Here is a 23,987-nt window from a genome sequence, read left to right on the forward strand (position 1 = left end):
GACAACCATGATCACCATCTCGACATCATCCGTCCGTCAGCGGGTCATCCAATCCGCATTTCTCGTCCTCTGCCTGCACACGGGCTGGCAGTTTCACCGCTTCATGCTCTGGGCCACGGCCGCAAGCGACGCCTTCGCCCCCCGCCCGGCCTCGGTGGAGGCCTTCCTGCCCATCGCGGCCCTGATGGGCCTGCGCCGCCTCCTGGCCACCGGGACCTGGGACATGGTCCACCCGGCCGGCCTGGTCATCTTCCTGGCCGCCTTGGCCACGGCGGTTCTCCTGCGCAAGGGCTTCTGCGGCTATGTCTGCCCCGTGGGCCTCATTTCGGGGATGCTCAACGCCCTGGGCCGACGGCTGTCCCTGTCGCGCGTGCCGGGCCTGTGGGTCTCCAGGCTGCTGGCCGCGCCCAAGTATCTGGCCCTGGGCTTCTTCATCTACACCGTCTTCATCGGCATGGACATGCAGGCCCTCGAACAGTTCGCGACATCGCCCTACAACTTCGTGGCCGACGCCCGCATGCTGCGCTTCTTCCAGAGCCCGTCCCGCACGACCCTCATGATCCTGGCCGCGCTGCTCGTACTCGGCGTCGGGCTGCGCAGCTTCTGGTGCCGGTATCTCTGCCCCTACGGCGCTCTGCTGGGTCTGCTGAGCTGGGCCAGCCCCATGCGCATCCACCGCGACAGCGCGTCCTGCGTGAACTGCGGCCGGTGCACCGGGGCCTGCCCCGGCTGCATCCGCGTGCAGGACCTGGAGCGGGTGCTCTCCCCGGAGTGTCTGGGCTGCATGCGCTGCCAGGAAGCGTGCCCCGTGGCCGGCTGCATCACCATGCGCGCCGCGGGCCGGACCGTCCCGGCCTGGGCCGTCGGCGTCGGCAGCGTGGCCGTCATGCTCGGCGCGTGGCTGCTGGCCCTGGCCGCCGGACGCTGGGAGCAGGCCGTGCCCCTGCCCATGCTGCAGCGGTTCTATCAGATGTTTCTGGAGTAGAAGCCCCGGAGCAGGACGCCCAGGACTGCGGCCACACGGGCCGGGGAAAAGCGTTCGGCCACGGCCCGGGCCCGGACGCACATGGCCGGGTCGGGACCGCGCCGCACCAGGCGCAGCATCTCGCGCTCCAGGTGTCCCTCGTCGACCCGGGCCCAGAGCATGTCCGGGGTGAAGTGCGGCAGCAAACCGGCCATGCGGCCGCCCACCGCTTCAAGTTCGTAGTGCAGGGGCACGGAGTTGCCTTCGTCCATGTACTCCATGTTGCCCGACCAGCCCGTAGCCAGGACAGGCACGCCATGGCTCATGGCCTCGCTCAGTCCCAAGCCCCAGGCCTCGCCCCGGTGCGGGGCGACATAGGCCAGGGCCCCCCGGTGCAGGGCCGCAATCTGCCCGTCCGTCATGTCCCCGCCCAGGCTGACCACACCCGAGAGCCCCCGCAGAGGAACCTCCTTGCGGTATTGCTTGAGGACCAGCCGGACATCCGGAACCACGGCATGCACTCGGGCGAAGACCCGCAGCAGGGCTTCCAGATTCTTGCGCGGATTGAGCGCGTCCACGATGGAAAAGAAGTAGCGCCCCGCCCCGAGGCGTTCCGCTGCCCAGCGCAGATCCTGCGCGGCCGGTTCGACAACTTCGACCACGTGCGGCAGGACCTTCACGCACGGATGCCCCTGGGCCAGGGCATCGGCCGAAAACGTCGACGCCGTCCACACCTCCCGCACCAGCGAAAGCCCCTGCCGGTAGACCTCCGGCAGGGTTCCCCCTTCCCATACCGCATACCCGGCCACGGGCATTTCGGACAGGATCGGACATGCGCGGAATATGCGCGGCCAGAACAACGGGTCCTCGTGAACCACGGCCAGATCCGCATCTTCCGGCCCTCTCGCGGGCTCGAATCCCGCCGTCTCCAGGCAGCGGACGTACGCCTCGCCTGCGCGCCGGTGGCTGATGTAGTCCGAAAGGCGCCACCAGACCTTCATCGCGCAGCCCTGCCGCTCCGCGGCCACGGGAAGAACATGGGCGTCGACCGCTGGTAGTCCAGGTAGGCCTGGCCGTGGACGTGCACGAGCTTGCGCTCCTCAAGCCGCGCGCCGATCAGCACGTAGCCCGTCAGCACCAGGCTGGTGACCAGTTCCGCCGCGTCGAAGGCCCCCGTGCGGGTCCAGAGCAGCAGAAGCGCACCGCCGTACCAGGGATGGCGGACCCGCGCCAGGATGCCTGCGGTGCGCAGCTCTTCGGCATAGGGGCTGCCCGCGAAGGAACAGGCCGAGCGCAGCTGCGCCAGGCCGCCGACGACCTTCAGGTCGTACACCCGGGCCCCGGCCCAGAACAGCCACAGGGCCGCCCCGAGCAGGCCGAAGCGGACCACCGCCAGGGGGCCGTTCCAGGCGAGAAGCGGCTCCCCGGCCAGGGAATTCTTGAAGAGGAGAAGAGGCAGGAGGGTCAGCACGGCCAGGCCGTTGTAGGCCAGCCGGTACCAGGGGCACAGCCGGGGGAGACGGGCCGAGACGAGGCGCATCCAGCCCGGGCTTATGAGCAGGCTGTGCAGCGCCCCCCAGCATGCCCAGCCCAGGGCCAGCAGCGCGAGCTTCACCCCACCAGGGATTCCCCGCCCTTGACGTCACGGCCGATCTCGTCATTCTCGCGGTCGTGGGAATGGTCGCGGGCCACGAGCATGTAGATGGACGGGATGATGAACAGGGTGAACAGCGTGCCTATGGCGATGCCGCCGACCAAGACCAGGCCGATGGAGTTGCGCGCCGCGGCCCCCGCGCCCGTGACCAGGGTCAGGGGGAAGTGGCCGGCTATGGTCGCGCCGGTGGTCATGAGAATGGGCCGCAGGCGGGTCATGGCCGCCTCGTGCACTGCCTCGCGCTTGGAACGCCCGAGCTTCTGCAACTGGTTGGCGAACTCGACGATGAGGATGCCGTTCTTGGAAACCAGCCCCACCAGAGTCACCAGGCCGACCTGCGAATAGATGTTCATGGTCGTGGTCCAGCCGGCGGTCCAGAAGGCCACGTTCGGGTCAGGCATCTTCAGGAAGGTGAAGATCAGCGCCCCGAACACGGCCAGGGGCACGGATCCGGCCAGAATGACGAAGGGATCGCGGAAGCTGTTGAACTGCGCCGCCAGGACCAGGAAGATCAGCACCACGGCCAGGCCGAAGGCCGTCAGGAACTTGTTGCCCTCGGTCCGCAGCTGGCGGGAGTCGCCGGTGTAGTCGATGACGTAGCCCTGGGGAAGGATGCCGGCGGCCTCGTCCTCCAGAAAACGCAGGGCCTCGTCCAGGGGCCGCACGGCCACGCCGCTGATCTTGACCGCGTTGAGCTGCTGGAAGCGGTTCAGGGAGCGGGCCACGGTGGATTCCTTGATGGTCGCCACGGCGGACAGGGGCACGAGTTCGCCGTTCGGGCCGGTCACATGGATGTTGCCCAACTGGTCTGGGGTCAGCCGGTCGATGCGCTGCACCTGGGGGATGACCTTGTAGCTGCGGCCGTCGATGTTGAAGCGGTTGACGAAGTTGCCGCCCAGCATGGCACCGATGTCGCCGCCCACGGAAGCCAGGTTCAGGCCCATGGCCGCGACCTTGTCGCGGTCCACGACCAGTTCGGCTTGGGGCTGGTCGATCTTGACGTCGATGAGCGGCGGGAAGGCGAACATGCCGCTCTGCATGGCCTTCATCTGAAGCTGCCGGGCGAAGTCGAGAATCTCCTCCTGCGGCGCCGTCGAGGCCAGGACAAACTCCACCGGGAAGTCGCCGCCGCCGGGCAGGGCCGGCGGGGTGACCGGGAACATCTGGATGCCCGGGATGGCGGCCAGGCCGGCCTGCACCTCGGGCAGGATCTCAGCCGCGGTGCGGTCGCGCTGTTCCCAGGGGGCGACGACCAGACCACTGAAGCCGCTGGACGGGAACGTGACTTGGAAGGTGAACTTCGCCTCGGGCGTGCTCAGGAAGACCCGGTTTGCAGCCGCGGCGTAGGCGCTCGTCTGGTCCAGGGTGGAATCGGCCGAGGCATCGAGAATGCCGAAGATGACGCCCTGGTCCTCGGTCGGGGACAGCTCCGTGGCGGACATGGTGAACATGGGCACGGACAGGACGCTGATGACGATCCAGATCACGTACACCGCCGGCCGGGCGTTGAGAGTGCCATCCAGGAGTCGCCCGTAGAAGCGACGCAGCTTGCCGAAATCGCGGGCAATGCGCCCGGCCAGCCCGTGCTCCTCCATGCCCGGCCTGAGGAGCTTGGCGGACATGACAGGCGACAGGGTCAGGGCCACGATGCCGGAGATGGTCACGGCCCCGGCCAGGGTGAAGGCGAACTCGCGGAACAGGGAGCCCGTCAGACCGCCCTGCAGGCCGATGGGCGCGTAGACCGCGGCCAGGGTGATGGTCATGGCGATAAGCGGGCCGATCAGCTCGCGGGCGCCGAGGATGGCCGCGTTCAGAGGCGACTCGCCCTGGGACAGGTGCCGCTCCACGTTTTCGACCACGACGATGGCGTCGTCGACCACGAGCCCCACGGACAGGACCACGGCCAAAAGCGTCAGCAGATTCACGGTGAACCCGAAGGCCTGCATCAGGAAAACCGCGCCGATGAGCGACAGGGGAATGGCGATGACCGGGATGGCCACGGCCCTGAAGGAACCCATGAAGAGAAAGATGATGATGACGACGATGATGAGCGTGTCGCCCAGGGTCTTCAGGACCTCGTGGATGGCGCTGTTGATGTACTCCGTGGCGTCGTAGGCCACCCGCCCCTCCATGCCCGAGGGCAGGGACTCCTGAATGGACTCCATCTCGGCGCGCACGAGCCGGATGACGTCGATGGAGTTGGCGTTGGGCAGGGGCCAGACGCCGATGAAGACCGCCGTCTTGCCCGTGAAGCGCACCTCCGAGCCGTAGTCCTCGGCGCCCAGAGCCACGTCGGCGATGTCGCCCAGCCGGATGACGGCCCCGTTCTCCGAGCGGATGGCCAGCTGCCTGAACTCGTCGGCCGAGCGCAGGTCCGTATCGGCCGTGAGGTTGATCTGCACCAGCTCGCCCTTGGTCTGACCCAGGGCCGAGAGGTAGTTGTTGGCTGCCAGGGCCTGGCGAACGGCGGCGGGGCTGACGTTCAGGGCGGCCATGCGGTCGGGCTTGAGCCAGATGCGCATGGCGAAGGTCCGCGCGCCCAGAATGTCGGCGCGCTGCACGCCGTTCAGGGTCGACAGGCGCGGCTGGACCACGCGCATGAGGTAGTCCGTGATCTGGTTCTGCTCCAGGTCGGTGGAGGAGAAGCTCAGGTAGGCCGAGGCGAACTGGCTGTCGGCCGATTCCACGTTCAGGATGGGCACTTCGGCGTCGGGCGGCAGGTCGCCGCGGACCTGGTCGACCTTGGCGCTGATCTCGGACAGGGCCTTGATGGGGTCGTAGTTGAGCTTCAGCCGGACGTTGATGGTCGAGAGGTTCTGGGTGCTCTGGGACTGGATGTAGTCGATTCCGTCGGCCGCGGCGATGGCCCGTTCCAGGGGCGTGGTGATGAACCCGCGCACCAGCTCCGCGCTGGCGCCGACGTAGGTCGTGGTCACGGTGACCATGGCGTTGTCGCTGCGCGGATACTGACGGACCGTGAGGGTAAATACGGCCTGCAGCCCGGCGATGACGATCAGCAGGTTGACGACCAGGGCCAGGACGGGGCGGCGGATGAATATGTCGGTGAATTTCATGGGTTGAGCCCGTGAAAGCGTTGTGCGTTCGAAGCGGCCGGCATCAGGAGTTTTCCGGGGTCGGCGCGGTCTTGAATTCCGGGGCCAGGGTGTTGTCCACGACCACGGGCTGCCCGTTGCGGTACTTGAAGACGCCCGTGCTGACCACGGTCTGGCCGGGCTCGATCCCCTTGGTCACGGCCACGAAATCGCCGCGCCGCTCGCCGAGGGTCACGAACTGCTGGCGCAGTTTCAGGCCTTCGCTGCCGTTGCCCTCGGCCGCCTCGACCAGGAAGACCGAGGCCCCGTAGGCCGCAGAAAGCACGGCGGTGACGGGAACGGTGGTCACGACGCGCTCATCGGGCAGGGCCACTCCGACATTGACGAACATGCCCGGCCGCAAGGCCTGGCCGGGATTGCCCAGCACCGCCTGCATGCGCACCGTGCGCGTGGAGCTGTCGGCCAGGGGCTCGATGGCCGTGAGCCGCCCTTCCAGGGTTTTGCCGGGCACGGCGTCGGAGGTCACGCGGACCGTGACGCCGGGGTGCACCTGCGCGACCTGCTGCTGAGGCAGCACGAACTCGACGTGCACGGTGTCGAGGTGCTGCAGGCTGGCGATGACGTCGCTGTCGCCCAGGATCTGACCGAGGTTGACCTGGCGGATGCCCAGGGTCCCGGCAAAGGGGGCGCGAATGGTCTTCTTGGCGATGACGGCCCGCAGGGCGTCCATCTCGGCCAGGAGCTGCCGGTGCGTAGCCAGGGCGGTGTCGTACTCGGCCTTGGCCGTGGTGCGTTGGGCCAACAGGGATTCCATGCGCTTCAGGTTGACGCGGGCCAGGTTCTCGCTGGCCTCGAGGGCGCGCAGCTGCGCAGCCTCCTGCGACACGTCCAGCTGCACCAGGGCGTCCCCGGCAGACACGCGGTCGCCCGAGTCGAAGAGAATGCGCACGACCTTGCCCGGAATCTCGGCGGTCAGGGTCACACCCTGCACTGCCGTGACCGACCCGACGGCGGTCAGCACCGTCTCCCACGAAGCCGACGTGGCGTTGACGGCCGAGACCACTGCGGGAGGCATGACCATGGACTTGCCCTGGTCGATCATTTTTTTGATCTGCAGGGCCTTGATGCCGGCAAGCCCGCCGGCCACGGCTGCGACAAGGAGAAGGGCGAGGAGAATTTTTCTGATCATGGCAATCCGATGCTTGGGTTTATGCAATCCGCCCATGGCGGCCAATGCACGCTCCTACATGCAAACCTGTTCGCTCGTAAAGAACCCTTGGCAGGTCGCAACAGAAAAAACTCCCTGCAAATACGCAGGCCCGCGGCGGCACGTGCATCGGAACCTGCACCCGAAATGCAACCGGCATTGACATTTCCCGCACGTGAGGGAACGCTCGACCTAAGATCGACGGTCCCGGCGTCGGCCGCAACCATCTTCCGGAGGCACGCATGAAAAAACTCGTCGCTTTGCTCGCCCTGCTGGTCGGCGGCTGCGTCACCCTGCCCGAGAACGTGCGCCCCGTCAGCGACTTCCGCCTGGAGCGCTATCTCGGCACCTGGTACGAAATCGCCAGGCTGGACCACCCCTTCGAACGCGGCCTGAGCCATGTCACGGCGCAGTACAGCCTGCGCGAAGACGGCGGCGTGCGCGTCGTCAACCGCGGTTATTCCGCCAGGGACGAAAAATGGAAACAGGCCGAGGGCCGGGCCTATTTCGTAGACGACCCGCAGACGGGATTCCTCAAGGTCTCCTTTTTCGGCCCATTTTACGGCTCCTATGTGGTCTTCGAACTCGACTACGCAAACTACGCCTATGCCGTGGTCAGCGGGCCGGACACATCCTACCTCTGGATTCTGGCGCGCGAGCCGTTCATGGACGAGACCCTGAGGAAGGAACTCGTGGCCAAGGCCGCTGAGCGCGGCTTCAAGACGGAAGGGCTCATCTTCGTCGAACACGAATGATCGCGGCGCAGGGCCGCGACCGCTCCCGGAGGTGAAACCGCGCCCGCGCAGACGGCATGTCCGGGCAGGACGCAACGGAACGGCCGCCTTTCCGAAAGACGCGCCGGCACCGTTTCGCAGGCCGCATCTCTTCGTTTGATTTTCGTTCGCCATCCTCGCCATTCATGCACGCGTTCCACGCGCCCCAACGCCGCCACGACCGCGAAATTCCGGCGCACTGCAAAAATCTCTGGCCCTCCAAGGGGCAAAACGCATATCGTTTCCGCAATGACAGGCCGCCCGCACGGCCGGCCTGCCGGGAATCAGGAGCGCGGAACATGAACGGATCTTGCTTCGAAGACGCCAACCTGCTGAACGTCTGCCGGGAAAGCATCGACTACCAGGGCATCGTCCGGCACATCAACGACGGCGTGCTCATCCTGCGTGAAGGCAACATCGTCTTCACCAACGGCGCCTTCTGCGAAATCATTGGCACGGACTTCACGGGCCTCATGGGCAAGCCCCTGGCAGACCTGGTCATACCCGAGGACCGGGACCGGGTGGCCCGCCATTGCGTGGACAAGCTCTACACCCCGGAGCTCCCGAACCGCATCGAGTTCTCCATCTCCCGGCCTGGAGAGGACGCCACCGTGGAAATGAAGCTGACGGTCATCGACTGCGGCGGCGCACCGGCCATCCTGGCAGCCATCACCGACATCACCGAGCGCCGCAGGACCCGCATCGAACTGCAGCGCGTCAAGGACCGCCTGGAAAGCATCCTGCACGCCATGAACGACGTGGTGGTCTCCCTTTCGCCTACGGACCATTCCATCCTGGCCATCAACCCCGCGGCCGAAGCGCTCTACGGAATCCCCCGCCGCGCCTTCAACGCCGGGGCCACGCAACTCATGCACTTCGTGCACCCCGAAGACAGGGCGCAGGTCCGCAACTTCTACAACTCCATGGAGGACGACGAGTTCGGCGAGATGCAGTACCGCATCATCAGCACCAACGGCCGCATCAAGTGGGTCCACGACGAGGCCCACCTGGTCTACTGCACGGCCCGCTCGGTGCGGCGCATCGACCACGTCATCCGCGACATCACCGACCAGAAAGAGGCCCTGGACGCCCTGAAACGCAGCGAGGAAAAATACCGGGATTTCTTCCAAGGCACCAAGGACATGGCCTATTCCGTGACGCCCGAAGGGAATTTCCTCGACATCAACGACGCCGGCGTCCAGATGCTCGGTTTCGCCTGCCGTGAGGAGGCCCTGGCCGCGAACCTCAAGGACTTCTACGAGGACCTGTCCGAGCGGGCCGGCCTCCTGGCCCAGATCAACGAACAGGGCTTCGTCGCGGACCGGCATGTCCGCTTCCGCCTCAAGGACGGCCGCGCCGTCGAAGTGGCCATCACGGCCCGGGCCAAGACCGACGATTCCGGATACCTGGTGTCCTACGAGGGCATCGTGCACAACATCACCCAGGCCATGGAGGACCAGCGCAACCGGGTGCTGCGCAACGCCGCCGGGGGCATGTGCCACTATCTGAACACCCACCTCATGCATATCGTCAACGCCAAGGAAGGCATCCTGGAGGAAATCGAGTCCCTGGAGACCGTCGCGCGCGACACCCTGTCCGAGGGCACCGCCCAGACGTGGGAGGGCGCCTGTGCGGCCCTGCGCGCCTACTGCCAGGGGCTGGAGCAGGCCTACACCAAGATCACGGCCGTGACCAAGGCCTTCAACTCCGCCTTTCTGACCTACCGGGAGGAGGCATACCTGGACAGGGCCATCCTCGACATCTTCAACTCCTGCCTGGGAGACCCCTTGGAATGCGCCACGCCGCCGGAGACCAAACCGGACGCAGGAGGGGGCTCCTGATGCCTGATGGCGGGCCGAACCCTGGACGAGTGTGGTGAGCACATGGCCGTGCTGAACTGGATCGGGCTCGCCCTGCTGGCCGTCCTTGCCCTGGGCGCCGCCGGCCACGCCCTGCTGAACAAGAGCGACTCCCGCTCGGCCCTGGGCTGGGTCGGGGTCTGTCTGACCTTCCCCTTGGCCGGGCCCATTCTGTACATCCTCTTCGGGGTGAACCGCGTGCGCCGCAGCGCCTCGCGCATGCGTCGCGAGATCGACGCCCTTGCGGGCGAAAGGCACTCCCCGTCAGCCCTAAGCTGCGCCGTGGTCAACCCGACCGTCCTGTTCCGGTCGTTTCAGCGTCTGGAGCGTGTGGGCCGCAACGTTCTGGAGACGGAACTGACGGGCGGCAACTGCGTGGAGCCCCTCGTCAACGGCGACGAGGCGTATCCGCTCATGCTCCAGGCCATCGAAACATCCGAACAAAGCGTCTACCTCACGACCTATATCCTCGACACGGACGCCACCGGCCGCGCCTTCATCGACGCCCTGGCGCGGGCCGCGGCCCGCGGGGTCGAGGTGCGCGTCCTCATCGACGGTGTGGGCGAAAAATACTCCTGGCCCCTGGCTTCACGCCTGCTGCGCCAGAAAGGGGTCGCCACGGCCCTGTTCATCCCCCCGGCCCTCATCCCGCCGAACCTGCACATGAACATGCGCAACCACCGCAAAATCCTGGTGGTCGACGGCATTCTGGCCTTCACGGGCGGCATGAACATAAGCCAAAAACACGTGCTGGGGTCCAAGCCCCTCTGGCCGGTGACGGACGTGCACTTCATCGTCCGCGGCCCCGTCGTTTCGCAGTTGCAGGACACGTTCGTCGACGACTGGCTTTTCACCACCCGGGAGCGCATCCACCCGCCCGTGCTGGCCACGGAACCCGCTGGCGACTGCCTCTGCCGGACCGTGATCGACGGGCCGAACCTGCATGAGGACAATCTCAAGACCCTGATCACGGGCATCGTTTCGGCGGCCGAATTCTCGATCAAGATCATGACCCCCTACTTCCTGCCGCCCGGCACGTTCCTGAGCTCCCTGCAATCGGCCAGGCTCAGGGGCGTGAACGTCGAGGTCATCCTGCCGGCCCGCAACAACCTGCCCTTCGTGCACTGGGCCACGAACCACATCCTGGAGGAACTGCTGCGCTCGGGCATCAAGGTGTCCTTTCAGCCGGCCCCCTTCTGCCACACGAAGCTCATGCTCGTGGACGACTGCTACGTGCACCTCGGCTCGGCCAACATGGACAATCGCAGTCTGCGCCTCAATTTCGAACTGACCCTCGAAGTCCTGGACCGGCATCTGACCGAGCGCCTGACCCGGCACTTCGATGCGGTCATGGCCGCAAGCCGCCCCGTGACTCGGCAGGAGCTCCAAGGTCGGCCGCTGCCCGCGCGCCTGCGCGACGCCTTTTTCTGGCTCTTCTCGCCCTACCTCTGACCGGAGACCTCGCGCCCGCAATCGATTTGACTTTGACGGGCCAGCCCCGACACCGTATGCAGAAAGACACCCCATATCAGCCCATGATCACAAGGAGGACCGCCGTGAGCAAGGAATTCACCGTTTCCGCGACCTGCCCCAGCTGCGGGCACCGCACCGAAGCGATTCACACCGAGGACGCCATGCGCGAAGCCTTCGGCAACGACGCGACCATCCGCGTGCTCTGCCCCCACTGCCAGGCGAGCTTTGAAATGCCCATGGGACTGGCCTGCGCCGACTGGGACGACTACTGCAGCGAAATCCCCCTGCCCGCCGACGTCTAGAACCTGAACCAGAGCTGAATCGCATGATCTTCGTCGCCACAAAATGCTCCCAATGCCCCTTCCTGACCCTCGTCGACGGGAAGCGCGCCTGCAACATCGCCTCGCCCGCACAGCGGCCCATACCCGACGGGGACGACCGCCCCGCCTGGTGCGGACTGCGCTCGGGCCAGAAAAACGTCCGGGACTTCGCCGGCGCCCAGACCTTCATGGTCGTGACGGCCTGCGACGAGTGTCCGTTCCTGAGCCTGGTGGAGGGGCGGCGCGTCTGCAATGTCGGCCCGCCGAGCCGGCGTCCCATCCCCGACGAGGACGATCGTCCGTCCTGGTGCAGGATGCGCAAGGAGCAGATAATTGTCAGGGATTTCAAATAGGAAGGCTGCAGGGAGATCCGCTTCTTTCCTGTTGAAGTGTCGCCCCCTATCTGCTAGACAGAGAAACATTGTCGACTTGCAGGGTGAAGACGGTATGTCCAATTGACAAACACCCCCCTTCACCATAGGGAGAGCCTTTGCAAACTCTTTTTCCGGAAGGAAAAATTTTGAGGAACAACATCTAAGGAGGATTTGAGCATGGCAACAATTGAATTCCAGGGTAAATCTTTCGAAATCGACGAAGACGGTTTCCTGCTGAAGTTCGAAGACTGGTCCCCCGAGTGGGTCGAGTACGTCAAGGACAGCGAAGGCATCGCCGAGATCACCGAAGCTCATCAGCAGATCCTGGACTTCCTGCAGGACTACTACAAGAAGAACGGCATCGCCCCGATGGTCCGCATTCTTTCCAAGTCCACCGGCTACAAGCTGAAGCAGATCTACGAACTGTTCCCCTCCGGCCCCGGCAAAGGCGCCTGCAAGATGGCCGGCCTGCCCAAGCCCACCGGCTGCGTGTAGTTCGATCTTTTTCCGAAAAAAAAAACCCTGCTCACGCAGGGTTTTTTTTTGCCGTCCGCGCGGTCCCCTCAGTCGGGAATCCGGCCGTAGATGTCGGCCAGCCTACGCATCCGGCTGGCGAGCGATGCCGTCATCGCCCCGTCCTCCGCCCTCCAGCCCCAGTTCCCTCCGGCCACGCCCGGCATGTTCATGCGCCCCTCCTCGCCCAGTCCTAGATAGTCCTGCATGGGGATGACGCACAGCCTGGCCACGCTGCCCAGCGCCATGCGGATCAGGACGTCCGCCGCCTGGTCCTCGCGCACCTCGCGCCCGGCGTAGGCCGACAGGCGTGCGCGACCAGCCTCGTCCAGCTCCCGGGCGAACCAGCCGCGCGAGGTGTTGTTGTCATGGGTGCCGGTGTAGACCGCGCAATTCGACACGACGTTGTGGGGGATGTAGGCGTTCTTGCCCATGTCCGGGGAGAAGGCGAACTGCAGGATCTTCATGCCCGGGAAACCGAACTCGTCCATGAGTTCCGTCACGTCCGCAGTGATGACGCCGAGATCCTCGGCCAGCAGGGACAGGCCGGGAATGCTGCCGACAAGCTCGGTGAAAAGCCGCCGTCCCGGCCCCGGAATCCAAAGCCCGTTCTCGGCAGTCGGTTCGCAGGCCGGGACCTGCCAGAAGCCGCAGAACCCCCGGAAATGGTCAAGCCGGACCATGTCGAACCGCCGGCTCTCGTGAGCGAGCCGGCTGCGCCACCATCCGAACCCGTCCTTCTCGTGCCGCTCCCAGGCGTAGATGGGGTTGCCCCACATCTGCCCCGTCTCGGAGAAATAGTCCGGCGGAGCGCCCGCACAGAAAACGGGCAGGCCCTGATCATCGAGTTCGAACAACTCGCGGTGCGACCACACGTCGCAGCTGTCGAGGCTGACGTAGATGGGCGTGTCGCCGATGATGGCCACGCCCCTGGACGCCGCGTACTCGTGCAGGTTCCTCCAGTGCAGGGAAAAGAGGAACTGCAGGTACCTTTCCCGCAGAATGTCGTAGCCGAGCCGCTGGCGGGCCCGCTCCAGGTCGGCCGGACGGCGCAGGCGCAAGCCCTCTCCCCAGCGATACCACGGCGCCCCGCCGTGTTCGCGCTTGAGGGCCGTGAACAGACAGTAGTCGTCAAGCCAGAAGGCCTCGGCCCGACAAAATCGTTCGAACACCGCATCGCTCCGCAGGCGGGGAAAGACGTTGTCGAAAACGTGTTCGAGGAGCCTGCTCCGCCAGGACGCGGCCACCGCGTAGTCAACCCGGCCCGTGGGGAACGAGGGCTCCCGGTCCAACTCCGCCTGGCGCAGCAGACCCTGCCGCACGAGCATGTCCGGGCTGATGAACAGCGTGTTGCCCGCGAAAGCCGAATAGCTGCTGTACGGCGAATTGCCGGCGCCGGCGTTGATGGGCGTCAGGGGCAGCATCTGCCACAGGCTCTGGCCCGCGTCGGCCAGAAAATCGACGAAGGCGTGGGCTTGGGGGCCGAAATCCCCCAGACCGTGACGGCACGGCAGGGACGTCACGTGCATGAGCACGCCGCAACGGCGCTGCGCGTTCATGCCCCGCCTCCCTCCGGCAGGAGATAGAGCACGCCCAGAGGCGGCAGCACCAGGTTGAGGGAGTACGGCAGGCCGTGCACCGGGATGGGCTCGGCGCGCACCCGGCCCATGTTGCCCATGCCGCTGCCGCCGTAGAGTTCGCTGTCCGAGTTCAGGGCCTCGCGCCACGGCCCGTCGACGCCCACGCCCACGGCATAGTTTTCGCGCGGAACGGGCGTGAAGTTGCAGACTACGAGCACCGACCGGCCGGACCTGTCGCGACGGAAGAAGCTGAGCACGCTCTGGTCGGAATCGTGGCAGTTCTCCCAGGCGAAGCCGGTCGGGTCGAAATCCAGCTCGTGCAGGGCCGGGCATTCCCGGTACAGCCGATTCAGGTCCCGCACCCAGGCGCGGATGCCGTCATGGGCCGGGAACCGGAGCAGATCCCAGTCCAGGGCCTGGTCGTGGTTCCATTCGCCCCACTGCCCGAACTCCGCGCCCATGAAGAGCAGCTTCTTTCCCGGCAGGCCGTACATGTACCCGAAAAGCGTGCGCAAACCCGCCATCTGCTGCCAGTAGTCCCCCGGCATCTTGGAGATGAGGGACTTCTTCCCGTAGACCACCTCGTCATGGGACAGGGGCAGGACGAAGTTCTCGGCGTAGGCGTACCACAGGGCGAACGTCAGCAGGTTGTGGTGGAATTTGCGGTAGATGGGGTCGAGTTCCATGTAGGCCAGGGAATCGTTCATCCAGCCCATGTTCCACTTCAGGCCAAAGCCCAGCCCCCCGAGATAGACGGGTTTGGAGACCATGGGCCAGGAGGTGGACTCCTCGGCGATAGTCTGCACGTCAGGGAACTCCTCGTAAACCGCCTTGTTCAGTTCGCGCAGCAGTTCGATGGCACCCAGGTTCTCCCGGCCTCCGTGGCGGTTGGGAATCCACTCGCCGTGCTCGCGCGAATAGTCGAGGTAGAGCATGGAGGCCACGCCGTCCACGCGCAGGCCGTCGAGGTGGAACTCCCGCACCCAGTACATGGCGTTGCAGATCAGGAATCCGGCCACCTCGTAGCGGTCGTAGTTGAAGATGGCGCTCTTCCACTCGGGGTGGAAACCCTGGCGCGGGTCGGCGTGCTCGAACAGGGCCGTGCCGTCGAAATTGGCCAGGCCGTGGGCGTCCATGGGGAAGTGTCCCGGCACCCAGTCGAGGATTACGCCGATGCCCTGGCGGTGCAGATGGTCGACGAGATAGCGGAAATCCTGGGGGCACCCGTAGCGGCTGGTCGGCGCGAAATAGCCCGTACTCTGGTAGCCCCAGGAGCCGTAGAAGGGGTGCTCGGCCACGGGCATGATCTCGACATGGGTGAACCCGGCGTCCCTGACGTAATCGGCCAGCTCGTGGGCCATGCGGCGGTAGTTCATGAAGTTGCCGTGCTCGTCGCGCCGCCACGACCCCAGATGCACCTCGTACACGGACCAGGGGCCGTCCAGGGAGTTCTGCCGCCAGCGCGCGGCCATCCACTCCCCGTCCCCCCACTCGTACTGCAGGTCCCAGATGACGGAGGCCGTGGCCGGCGGTTCCTCGCTGAACAGGGCGAAGGGGTCGGCCCGCTCGGCCTCCCCGCCGGGCCAGGACAGGAAGTACTTGTAGCGCTGGCCGTGCGCCGCGCCGGGCACGAAGCATTCCCACACGCCCGAGCTGTCGGCCCGCAGGCTCATGGGCGCGGCGGACCGGTCCCAGCCATTGAAATCCCCGACCACTGAGACGAAGGCGGCGTTGGGCGCCCAGACCACGAACCGCGTGCCGGCCGAGTCCGGCCCCAGGGATTCCGGGTGGGCCCCGAAATGCTCGTAAAGCCGGGTGTGCCGGCCCTGCTTGAAGAGATATATGTCCAAATCGCCGAGACTGCGCCGTGCATCCATAGAACACCTCCGGATATTCGAGATTTCACGATAGGAAAGAGACAGGCGCATTGGCAAGGAAAGAAGCTTTTCGACGCCAAAAAGGCGAAAAAAAAAGCGCGGTCGACGCCGCGCTTCCAGTCACCGACCGCAGGATCGATCCTAGTGGTGGTGTTCGTTCATGCCTTCCTTGATGCGGTACAGCGCGGCGATGACGATGGCCGCGAGGTACGTGAAAATTCCGATGACTCCGATGAAGCCCTGCACCGTGCTGTGCATCATGTTCCCGAAAAGCTCTCCCAGCATGACATCCTCCTCGTAACGTGTCCCGGCAAGTCGTATGTGGAACTTTTCACAACCATATCTTGACCGAAAAAGTCAAGGAAAAAGGGCGGTGCGGCCATCCCGGACCCGGCCGGAAGGCCACGTCATCCTCACGCCGAAACCACTTCCTCGAAGAAGGTGTCGCGCTCGACCGGGGTGAAACCCGTGGCCGCGATGGTTTCCACCAGTTCGGAGACCGTCATGCCCTTGGGCGTGTCCGCCCCGGCGGCGTGGCCGATCTTCTCCTCCACGATGGTCCCGTCGAAATCGTCGGCCCCGGCCCACAGGGCCATCTGGGCGGCCTTGATGCCGGCGAAGGCCCAGTAGGCCTTAATGTGCGGGATGTTGTCCAGGAACAGGCGCGCCACGGAGATGGTGCGCAGGTACTCCTCGCCCGTGGGGCCGGGCACGCCCAGGGCGTTGTTGCGCGACTGGTAGGCCAGGGGGATGAAGACGATGAAGCCAGGCTTCTCGTCCTCCAGGGCGCGCAGGCGCTCCATGTGGTAGATGCGGTCCTCCCAGGACTCGATGTGCCCGAAGAGCATGGTCGAGTTGGTCTTCATGCCCATGTCGTGGGCCAGGCCGTGGATATGCAGCCAGCGGTCCGCCGTGACTTTTTCCGGACAGAGCTTCTCGCGCATGGCCGGCGAGAAGACCTCGGCGCCGCCGCCGGGCAGGGCGTCCAGGCCGACGGCCTTCATCTCCCGCAGCACAGTGGCCTCGTCGGTGCCCAAGGTGTCGGCGAAATGCGCCACCTCCACGGCGGTGAAGGCCTTGACCACGGCGTTCGGCCGCACTTCCTTGCACAGGGCCAGCAGGTCCAGATAATATTGATAAGGCAGGTCGGGGTTGAGGCCGCCGGTGATGTGGATCTCGCGGATGGGCTCGTCGATGCGGTCCATGAGGCGCTTCCTGGCCTCTTCCAGGGAGTAGGTATACCCGCCCTCCTCCCCCGCCTTCTTGAAGAAGGCGCAGAAGCGGCACTGGTTGCGGCACACGTTGGTGTAGTTCAGGTGCTGGTTGTAGACGTAGTAGGCCCGGTCACCGTGCCTGGCCCTGCGCTGGCGCAAGGCCGCCTCGCCCAACTCGTGGACAGATGCCTTGAGCCCGAGTTCCAGGGCGAACTGCGCGTCGATGCGCTCGCCGGGTTTCAATGTGGCCAGCCGCTTTCTGGCGGCGCTGTCGAGTCCGCTTTCCATCATAGTCTCATCCCCCAAAAAAATGAGGCCGCACCCGTTCGGATGCAGCCTCGTGTCATGTTCGTTCCGGCGCGAAGCTGCCGTTACGCTTATTCTTCTTCCGTCTCGGCGTCGGCGTTCTCTTCCATCTTCTGACGGATCATGTCGCCCAGGTTGCTGCCGGTCATGGTGCCGCTCTGGGTGGTACGGAACTCGCCGCCACCGGGGCGCTTGCGCTCGTCCTGCTGCTTCAGGGACAGGCCCAGACGGCGCTCGTCGGCGCTGACGTGGATGACCTTGGCCTCGATGGCGTCGCCCTCGTTGAAGGCTTCCTTGGGGCTCTTGATCTTCTTCTTGCTCATCTCGCTGACGTGGACCAGGCCCTCGATGCCTTCCTCGACCTCAACGAACAGACCGAAGTCCGTGATGTTCGTGATGGTTCCGGTCAGCAGGGTGCCCACGGGGTAGCGGTTGGGCACGTCCAGCCACGGATCATCGGCCAGCTGCTTGATGCCCAGGGTGAACTTCTCGTTCTCCTTGTCCACGGTCAGAACCTTGGCGCGGACAACGTCGCCCACCTTGTAGAGCTCGTTGGGGTGGCGGATCTTCTTGGTCCAGGACAGGTCGGACACGTGGATCAGGCCGTCGATGCCGTCCTCGATGCCGATGAACAGGCCGAACTCGGTGATGTTCTTGACGCTGGCCTCAAGGATGGTGCCCTCGGGGTACTTCTCGGCCACCAGGTCCCACGGGTTCGGGGCGACCTGCTTCATGCCGAGGGAAATGCGCTTGCGGTCCACATCCACACCCAGGATGACGACATCCACCTCGTCGCCGGGGCGGACCATCTGGGAGGGGTGGCGCAGCTTGCGGGTCCAGGACATCTCGGAGATGTGCACCAGGCCTTCGACGCCGGGCTCCAGTTCCACGAACGCACCGTAGTCCACCAGGTTGGTGACCTTGCCGGACAGCTTGTGGCCCTCGGGGTACTTTTCGGAGATGTTGGACCAGGGGTCCTGCACCAGCTGCTTCAGGCCCAGGGAGACCTTCTTGTCGTTCTTGTCGAAGGACAGGACCTTCAGGGTCAGTTCGTCGCCCAGCTGGACCATTTCCTTGGGGTGCTTGATGCGCTTCCAGGACATGTCGGTAATGTGCAGCAGGCCGTCGAGGCCGCCGAGGTCGATGAACACGCCGTATTCGGTGATGTTCTTGACCACGCCCTTGACGGTCTGGCCCTCTTCGAGGGTGGTCAGCAACTCGCCGCGCTTGCGGTCGCGGTCTTCCTCAAGCAGCACGCGGCGGGAGACGATGACGTTGCTACGGCGGCGGTTGATCTTCAGCACGCGGAATTCGAAATCCTGGTTGACCAGGGCGTCCATGTCCGGAACGGGACGCAGATCGACATGGGAACCGGGCAGGAAGGCCTCGATGCCCTTGATTTCAACGACATATCCACCCTTGATGCGGCGGACGATGCGGCCGACCACGACATCGCCGGTCTCCAGGAGCTTCTCCAGCTCGTCCAGGACCTGCATGCGCTTGGCCTTTTCACGGGAAAGAACGATGGAGCCTTCGCGCTCGTTCTTGCGGACGACATATACGTCTACGGTGTCGCCGACTTTGACCGCCACCTGGCCGTTTTCCATGAATTCCTCGATCGGAATCTGGCCTTCGGACTTGAAGTTGACGTCCACGAGAATGTAGGTTTCGTCGATCTTTACGACTTCACCGGAAACGATCACGCCTTCTTCGATGTCGCCGAAGTCGGAGTTGAGATAGTTCTCGAGTTGGGACTCGAAATCCATCTCCATATCGAAATCGTTCATGGACTCGGTCGTGGTTTGAGTGTTGTTCATGTGTTTACCCCCTAACGAAAATAAATTTGGGCAGTCCTAGCAGAGTGACCCTACCTTGACAACCAGAATAATCTGCGGGAAAAAATAAGGTCTGGCGCTTTGCCCTTTTGCATGCACGAACCTTTTCCTCATTTGATTCCGAAATATTACGGATGAAACACTCAGGCCAGGGCGACGAGGTCGTAGGTCTTGGTCTCCTCGATCACGGCCCTGACCATGCGGCCCGGCCGTACATTCTCCCCGCTGACGTAGGTAATTCCGTCCACCTCCGGGGCCTGGAACCAGGTCCTGCCTTCATAAAGGCCGGGCCACTCCTCATGGGGCCTGTCCACCAGCACCTCGAGTTCCGCGCCTTCGAATTCCGCCAGCAGTTCTTCGCTGATTTCGGCCTGCAGGGTCATGATGCGGTCGCGCCGCTCCTCCTTGACCGCGTCGGGCAACTGGTCCGGCAGCACCGCGGCCTCGGAGCCGTCCTCGGGGTAGTAGGGGAAGACGCCCAGGTGCATGAAGCGGGCATCGCGCACGAAGGCCTCAAGGGCCGCGAACCGTTCCTCGGTCTCTCCGGGGTAGCCGACGATGAAGGTCGTGCGCAGGGCTGCATCGGGAAAGAACTCCCGCACCTGCGCGACCACGTCCCGCGGGTCGCGCCGGAAAGGCCGGCCCATGGAGGCCAGGATGTCGGGATGGGCGTGCTGCAGGGGGATGTCGAAATAGGGGATGAAGGGTCGCCCCAGATCGCGCAGGAAGGACAGCAGATCCCGGTCGAGGCCGGCCGGGTAGAGATACATGAGCCGCATCCAGGACAGGCCCGGCAGGGGCGCGAGCTTTTCGAGCAGGCCGCGCAGGGCTCTTTCGCCCCTGTCCCGCCCGTAGGCCGTGACGTCCTGGGCGATGAGGACCAGTTCCTTGCGGCCCTGATCCAGGCAGCGTTTGGCGTCGTCGAGGATCGCGCTTTCCGGACGGCTGACCAAAGGCCCGCGGATGGAGGGGATGGTGCAGAAGCGGCAGCGGTTGTCGCAGCCCTCGGCGATCTTCAGGTAGGCGAAACCGGGCGCCGTGGTCAGCAGGCGCGCCGGAGGAAAGTCCTGCAGGACCGAACGGCCGTCCCTGGCGGCGAGGAGTTCCCGAACCCGGTGCAGCAGTTCGCCTTGGCGGTGGATCTCCAGGAAAAGGTCCACCTCCGGCAATTCGGCGCGCAGGTCCTGGCCGTAGCGCGAGACCAGGCAGCCCGTGACCACCAGGGGCGGCCTGGGGTCGAGGGACGCCAGGGCCTGGGCAGTGTCGAGGATGACCTGCAACGACTCGCTGACCGCGGGCTCGATGAAGCCGCAGGTGTTGACGAGGACCACGTCGGCGTCCTCGGGACCGGCCGCGTTGACGAAGGCGGAGCCGAATCCGCCGAGCATCCACTCCGTGTCGACCTGGTTCTTGGGACACCCCAGGCTGATGGTATGTACTCGCACTTTTTCCATTATTCCTCCAATTCCGCCTCGAATTCCGGCTCAGGCCAGAATGTCACGCGGTCCTTGACGATGCCGAGTCCGGCCAGGGCCGGCGCGTTGGCGCGGCCGTGCCCCCAGAACTCGCCGCTGAGCCGGGCCGGCACGGAAATGCGCGCCAGCCGCCCGCCTGCGGAAAAAAGCCTCTGCTCCAAAAATAGCCGCAGGGCAAGGCTGCGGGCCATGTTCCCGAAGGCCGGATGCCAGGGGCCAGCCACGAGCCGGGCGAGCATGTCCGGCTCCCCTGCCAGCCCCAGGCGGATGACGTGCACGCCCCGTTCCCAGAATCGCAACAGCGCGTGCCCGCATTCCGCCACCGCCTCCTCCAGGCTCCAGGGGGCGTATGCGCCTGCGGCGTGCATGTCCGCCAACCCAGTGCCGGCCATGACCACGCAAGGGTAGATGCGCATGACATTCGGCTGCAACTCCAGAGCGCGGGCCACATCCTCCCGCCACAGCGCGGCGTCATGGCCCGGCAGCCCGGGAAGGAGCTGGATGCCGAGTTCCAGGCCCGCCTCCCGGACCATTGCGCAGGCCCGCATGGCGACCTCGCCCCCATAGCCCCGCCCGCTGCGTTCCAGCACCCCGGAATCGAAGGTCTGTACCCCGAGCTCGACCATGTCCACGCCGTGCCGACGGAGTCTGGCCAGCGTCTCCAAATCGATGCGGTCAGGCCTGGTGGAAACCCGCAGATGCACGAGCCCGCCCGGACGTCTGAAACGGGCGACCGTTTCCAGGAAACGGTCCTGCCAGGGCACGGGCAAACCGGTGAACGTCCCCCCGAAAAAGCCCAGCCCGAAGGGCGTCCTCGCGCCCGACAGCCTGCTCTCGAGTTCCGGCAGCGCGGCATCCGGGGGGGCCGAGTCCTGCCCGGTCTGAGCCCTCTGGTCGCAGAAAACGCACCTGCCGGGACAGCCCGCGAAGGGCAGAAAGAACGGCACGAGCCGAATCTTTTCAGCCCGCGGTTCGGGGTGCGGAAATCGCAGAGTCCGGGTTCGTGTCATATGCGTCAAAAAGAAAAAAAAACAACCTGTTATGCTTGAAAAAAAAACTCACGTCGGATATTGCTCATCCAAGAATAGTCATCGAACGCGCCGACTTACGGCCTTTTTCCAGAAATCTTCTTTTATTGCAGAAAGTTAGCATATCGTTGCCGGGCAGATGCCCGACAGGAGGACCAATGAGCAACAACACCCTCACCAAGGCTGAAATCGTCGACACCATCTACGAAAAGTCGGAACGCAACAGGGCCGAGGTCAAGGCGCAGGTCGAGACCATGCTCGACATCATGAAGGACGCCATCAAGAAGGACCACTCCCTCCTGATCAGCGGTTTCGGCAAGTTCGAAGCCTACGAAAAGGACGCGCGCAAGGGCCGCAACCCCCAGACCAGCGAATCCATCATCCTTTCGGAGCGCAAGGTCGTCGTGTTCCGCATTTCCCGCAAGCTGCGCGCCGAGCTCAATCCGCAATAACGAAGCAGTCCGGGCTTTCCCTGACCAACCGCTGCCTGGCCGACTCTGCGTCGGTCAGGCTGGGGAAGGCCCCGACCTGCACCCGCCAGTACGTCGTTCCGTTCAGCTCCCCCCGGGCCACCCTGGTGCCGGGAAATCCCCTGGCCGCGAGCTTGTTCCTGAGGTTGCGGGCATTGGCCTCGACCACGAAGGCCCCGTATTGCACGAAGAACGGGCCGACATACTGGATGCGCTCGCCCGGGATGGTTTCGAGACGGACCCTGGCCGTGCCCGGGCCCACCACGCCCAGGGCGCTGGCCGCCGCGTAGGACAGGTCGATGACCCGGTTGTTCACGAAGGGACCGCGATCGTTGATGCGCACTTCGGCCACCCGCCCGTTGTCCAGATTCCTGACCATGACCTTGGTGTGCATGGGCAGGATGCGGTGTGCCGCCGTCATCTGATACATGTCGTACCATTCCCCGTTGGCCGTCTTCTTGCCGTGGAAATCCGGCCCGTACCAGGAGGCCACGCCCGTCTCCGCATAGCCCTCCGCCGAGCCCAAGGGGTAGTACGTCTGCCCCATGACCGTGTAGGGCTTGTACGTGCCGCCCTTGCCCGCGGGCGCCTTCTGGCCCGGGGGGGGCGGTGCGCTGCTGGCACCGGGCACGTACTTGGAGCCGCAGCCGGCCAGGCTCATCACAACCATGCACAAAAAGACCACCAGCACGCATGCGCGGAAACCGCGCCCCGAGCCAAACGCCATCACACGTCCGCCTCGGTCATCTTCAGTTCGATCTCGCCCTCCGCGCCGGCCAGAAGTTCGCGAAGCCGGACGGAATCCACGGTCGAACCGTTCCAGGAGCATTGATAGCCGTCCAGGGCGATGTCCGCATCGTCAAGATACTCCAACAGGAAGCTGGCCGGCACGATGACGCCGTTGCGCAGCACGGCCGGAAAGCAGTCCTGGGCCACGAAATTGAACATCTTGACCTTGGCCACGCCACCCTTGCGCTCGTCCTTGTCGTGGTGGCTGACAAGATCCGGACGAAAGGCCCTGATGGGGCTCGAACGCCGCAGGGCGATCCCGCACAGTCCGGGCATGGTCCCGCTCATGCCGACCTCGTCGCCGTCACCGACGCGCTCCTCGCGCCAGTCGTCGACCGGGGCGCTGTTCAGGAACAGCCCTGGCACGCTGTTGGTCGCGTAATGCGGATCCATCCCCAGCACGTCCGTCATGAAATCGCGAACGCTGACCGCCTTGTCCAGAAACACGCCCACGCCGCGGCGCAGCAGGCCGTGCCACGCCGATACGGAAATTTTCGGTACCGCCAGAAACAGCTGGTTTGTAATCCGTCCATTTATGCCTTGCATGACATAACCCCCTTTTCTTCTTGACTTTATGCGAAGAGTGTCTGCTATCATTCTGTAAAAAGCAAGACAACGCGCGATTTCGCGCTCAAACTCAAGGAGTATACGATGAAGATTCTGCGCATCAATACCCGGACAAAGTCCTTCAAGTTCGAGGAACTCGGCGACTACGCCGGTCTCGGCGGCCGCGCCCTGACTTCACGAATTGTCAATAGGGAAGTGCCGGCGGACTGTCACGCCCTTTCCGCCGACAACAAGCTCATTTTCGCCGGCGGCGTCCTGGCCCCGACCAACGCCGCCAACTCCGGCCGCGTCTCCGTGGGCGCCAAGTCGCCCCTGACCGGCGGCATCAAGGAGAGCAACTCCGGCGGACAGTTCGCCCACACCCTGCCCAAGCTGGGCCTTTTGGCCATCATCCTCGAGGACAAGCCCGAGGCCGGCAGCCCCATGCAGGAGATCTTCGTCTCCGCCGACAAGGTCGTGTTCAAGGATTCCGCCGTGGCCGGCATGCGCACCTACGCCGCCCAGGAAAAGCTCCTGGCCGCCTACGGCGACAAGGCCGTGACCGCCATGGTCGGCCCCGCCGGCGAGCAGTGCCTGGCCGCCGCCACCATCCAGTTCTCGGACCCCGAGGGCCTGCCTTCCCGTTCCGCCGGCCGCGGCGGCATGGGTGCGGTCAT

General features: G+C 65.0%; 22 protein-coding genes. 9 read left to right on the forward strand and 13 right to left on the reverse strand.

Going from position 1 to position 23,987, the window contains the following annotated elements:
- Positions 1-7 precede the first annotated feature (7 nt).
- Positions 8-985 (forward strand): 4Fe-4S binding protein, encoded by a 978-nt coding sequence (locus tag G394_RS0112200; RefSeq protein WP_028577889.1) that lies wholly within the window; start codon positions 8-10, stop codon positions 983-985.
- Here the strand turns inward: G394_RS0112200 and G394_RS0112205 are convergent.
- Genes G394_RS0112205 through G394_RS0112220 form a run of 4 tightly spaced genes read right to left on the reverse strand, consistent with a single transcriptional unit; the run spans position 967 to position 6,860 of the window.
- Positions 967-1,965 carry a glycosyltransferase gene (locus tag G394_RS0112205; RefSeq protein WP_028577890.1) on the reverse strand — a complete coding sequence of 333 codons (999 nt, stop codon included), beginning with the start codon at positions 1,963-1,965 and terminating at the stop codon, positions 967-969. The genes G394_RS0112200 and G394_RS0112205 overlap by 19 nt on opposite strands.
- On the reverse strand, positions 1,962-2,579 hold the full coding sequence (locus G394_RS19080; protein WP_051307162.1) for a methyltransferase family protein: 618 nt from the start codon (positions 2,577-2,579) through the stop codon (positions 1,962-1,964). The genes G394_RS0112205 and G394_RS19080 overlap by 4 nt, the downstream gene beginning before the upstream one ends.
- Positions 2,576-5,692 carry an efflux RND transporter permease subunit gene (locus G394_RS0112215; RefSeq protein ID WP_028577891.1) on the reverse strand — a complete coding sequence of 1,039 codons (3,117 nt, stop codon included), beginning with the start codon at positions 5,690-5,692 and terminating at the stop codon, positions 2,576-2,578. The genes G394_RS19080 and G394_RS0112215 overlap by 4 nt, the downstream gene beginning before the upstream one ends.
- Before the next feature lie 43 nt (positions 5,693-5,735).
- On the reverse strand, positions 5,736-6,860 hold the full coding sequence (locus G394_RS0112220) for an efflux RND transporter periplasmic adaptor subunit (RefSeq protein WP_028577892.1): 1,125 nt from the start codon (positions 6,858-6,860) through the stop codon (positions 5,736-5,738).
- A gap of 260 nt (positions 6,861-7,120) precedes the next feature.
- Here G394_RS0112220 and G394_RS0112225 point away from each other — a divergent pair, with 260 nt between their 5' ends.
- The 6 genes from G394_RS0112225 (at position 7,121) to G394_RS0112250 (ending at position 12,172) form a co-directional block, all read left to right on the forward strand.
- Entirely contained in the window at positions 7,121-7,633 is a 513-nt protein-coding gene (locus G394_RS0112225; protein WP_028577893.1) for a lipocalin family protein, read from the forward strand.
- A 317-nt stretch (positions 7,634-7,950) separates the two neighbouring features.
- Positions 7,951-9,492, forward strand: a complete 1,542-nt coding sequence (locus G394_RS0112230) for a PAS domain-containing protein (protein ID WP_028577894.1) — start codon at positions 7,951-7,953, stop codon at positions 9,490-9,492.
- A gap of 6 nt (positions 9,493-9,498) precedes the next feature.
- Positions 9,499-10,962 (forward strand): cardiolipin synthase, encoded by a 1,464-nt coding sequence (cls, locus tag G394_RS0112235; protein WP_245578329.1) that lies wholly within the window; start codon positions 9,499-9,501, stop codon positions 10,960-10,962.
- Between the two features lie 104 nt (positions 10,963-11,066).
- The gene (locus G394_RS0112240) at positions 11,067-11,285 is read left to right on the forward strand and encodes a CpXC domain-containing protein (protein ID WP_028577896.1); all 219 of its coding nucleotides are present in this window, start codon (positions 11,067-11,069) and stop codon (positions 11,283-11,285) included.
- 23 nt (positions 11,286-11,308) lie between these two features.
- Positions 11,309-11,656 (forward strand): hypothetical protein, encoded by a 348-nt coding sequence (locus tag G394_RS19085; RefSeq protein ID WP_043775749.1) that lies wholly within the window; start codon positions 11,309-11,311, stop codon positions 11,654-11,656.
- 198 nt (positions 11,657-11,854) lie between these two features.
- On the forward strand, positions 11,855-12,172 hold the full coding sequence (locus tag G394_RS0112250; RefSeq protein WP_028577897.1) for a TusE/DsrC/DsvC family sulfur relay protein: 318 nt from the start codon (positions 11,855-11,857) through the stop codon (positions 12,170-12,172).
- 68 nt (positions 12,173-12,240) lie between these two features.
- On the opposite strand, the gene malQ is transcribed toward G394_RS0112250, so the two are convergent.
- The 7 genes from malQ to G394_RS19090 all read right to left on the reverse strand — a co-directional run bounded on the left by malQ (position 12,241) and on the right by G394_RS19090 (position 21,424).
- Positions 12,241-13,749: a 4-alpha-glucanotransferase gene (malQ, locus tag G394_RS0112255; protein WP_028577898.1), complete on the reverse strand. Its 1,509-nt coding sequence runs from the start codon at positions 13,747-13,749 to the stop codon at positions 12,241-12,243.
- Positions 13,746-15,647, reverse strand: coding sequence for a 1,4-alpha-glucan branching protein GlgB (gene glgB, locus G394_RS0112260; protein WP_028577899.1), 1,902 nt, complete (start codon positions 15,645-15,647; stop codon positions 13,746-13,748). The genes malQ and glgB overlap by 4 nt, the downstream gene beginning before the upstream one ends.
- Positions 15,648-15,788: 141 nt before the next feature.
- Positions 15,789-15,932 carry a hypothetical protein gene (locus G394_RS21410; protein WP_169725561.1) on the reverse strand — a complete coding sequence of 48 codons (144 nt, stop codon included), beginning with the start codon at positions 15,930-15,932 and terminating at the stop codon, positions 15,789-15,791.
- A 128-nt stretch (positions 15,933-16,060) separates the two neighbouring features.
- A complete protein-coding gene (gene mqnE / locus G394_RS0112270; protein ID WP_051307163.1) occupies positions 16,061-17,152 on the reverse strand; it encodes an aminofutalosine synthase MqnE in 1,092 nt (363 codons plus the stop codon).
- An 86-nt stretch (positions 17,153-17,238) separates the two neighbouring features.
- Complete coding sequence (locus tag G394_RS0112275; protein WP_028577901.1) at positions 17,239-18,984, reverse strand: 30S ribosomal protein S1; 1,746 nt, start codon at positions 18,982-18,984, stop codon at positions 17,239-17,241.
- Positions 18,985-19,145: 161 nt separating this feature from the next.
- Positions 19,146-20,456, reverse strand: a complete 1,311-nt coding sequence (rimO, locus tag G394_RS0112280; RefSeq protein ID WP_028577902.1) for a 30S ribosomal protein S12 methylthiotransferase RimO — start codon at positions 20,454-20,456, stop codon at positions 19,146-19,148.
- A complete protein-coding gene (locus G394_RS19090; RefSeq protein WP_051307164.1) occupies positions 20,456-21,424 on the reverse strand; it encodes a radical SAM protein in 969 nt (322 codons plus the stop codon). The genes rimO and G394_RS19090 overlap by 1 nt, the downstream gene beginning before the upstream one ends.
- Before the next feature lie 239 nt (positions 21,425-21,663).
- Between G394_RS19090 and G394_RS0112290 the strand changes: the two genes are divergently transcribed.
- The gene (locus G394_RS0112290) at positions 21,664-21,957 is read left to right on the forward strand and encodes an integration host factor subunit alpha (RefSeq protein WP_028577903.1); all 294 of its coding nucleotides are present in this window, start codon (positions 21,664-21,666) and stop codon (positions 21,955-21,957) included.
- Here G394_RS0112290 and G394_RS0112295 read toward each other — a convergent pair.
- Positions 21,944-22,702, reverse strand: a complete 759-nt coding sequence (locus G394_RS0112295) for a septal ring lytic transglycosylase RlpA family protein (RefSeq protein ID WP_028577904.1) — start codon at positions 22,700-22,702, stop codon at positions 21,944-21,946. The two genes, G394_RS0112290 and G394_RS0112295, sit on opposite strands and share 14 nt — an antisense overlap.
- The gene (locus tag G394_RS19095; RefSeq protein WP_051307165.1) at positions 22,702-23,310 is read right to left on the reverse strand and encodes a hypothetical protein; all 609 of its coding nucleotides are present in this window, start codon (positions 23,308-23,310) and stop codon (positions 22,702-22,704) included. The genes G394_RS0112295 and G394_RS19095 overlap by 1 nt, the downstream gene beginning before the upstream one ends.
- Before the next feature lie 105 nt (positions 23,311-23,415).
- Here G394_RS19095 and G394_RS0112305 point away from each other — a divergent pair.
- A partial coding sequence (locus G394_RS0112305) for an aldehyde ferredoxin oxidoreductase N-terminal domain-containing protein (protein ID WP_028577905.1) occupies positions 23,416-23,987 on the forward strand: 572 nt, incomplete at its 3' end.

The organism is Desulfomicrobium escambiense DSM 10707, assembly GCF_000428825.1.
Lineage (GTDB): Bacteria > Desulfobacterota > Desulfovibrionia > Desulfovibrionales > Desulfomicrobiaceae > Desulfomicrobium > Desulfomicrobium escambiense.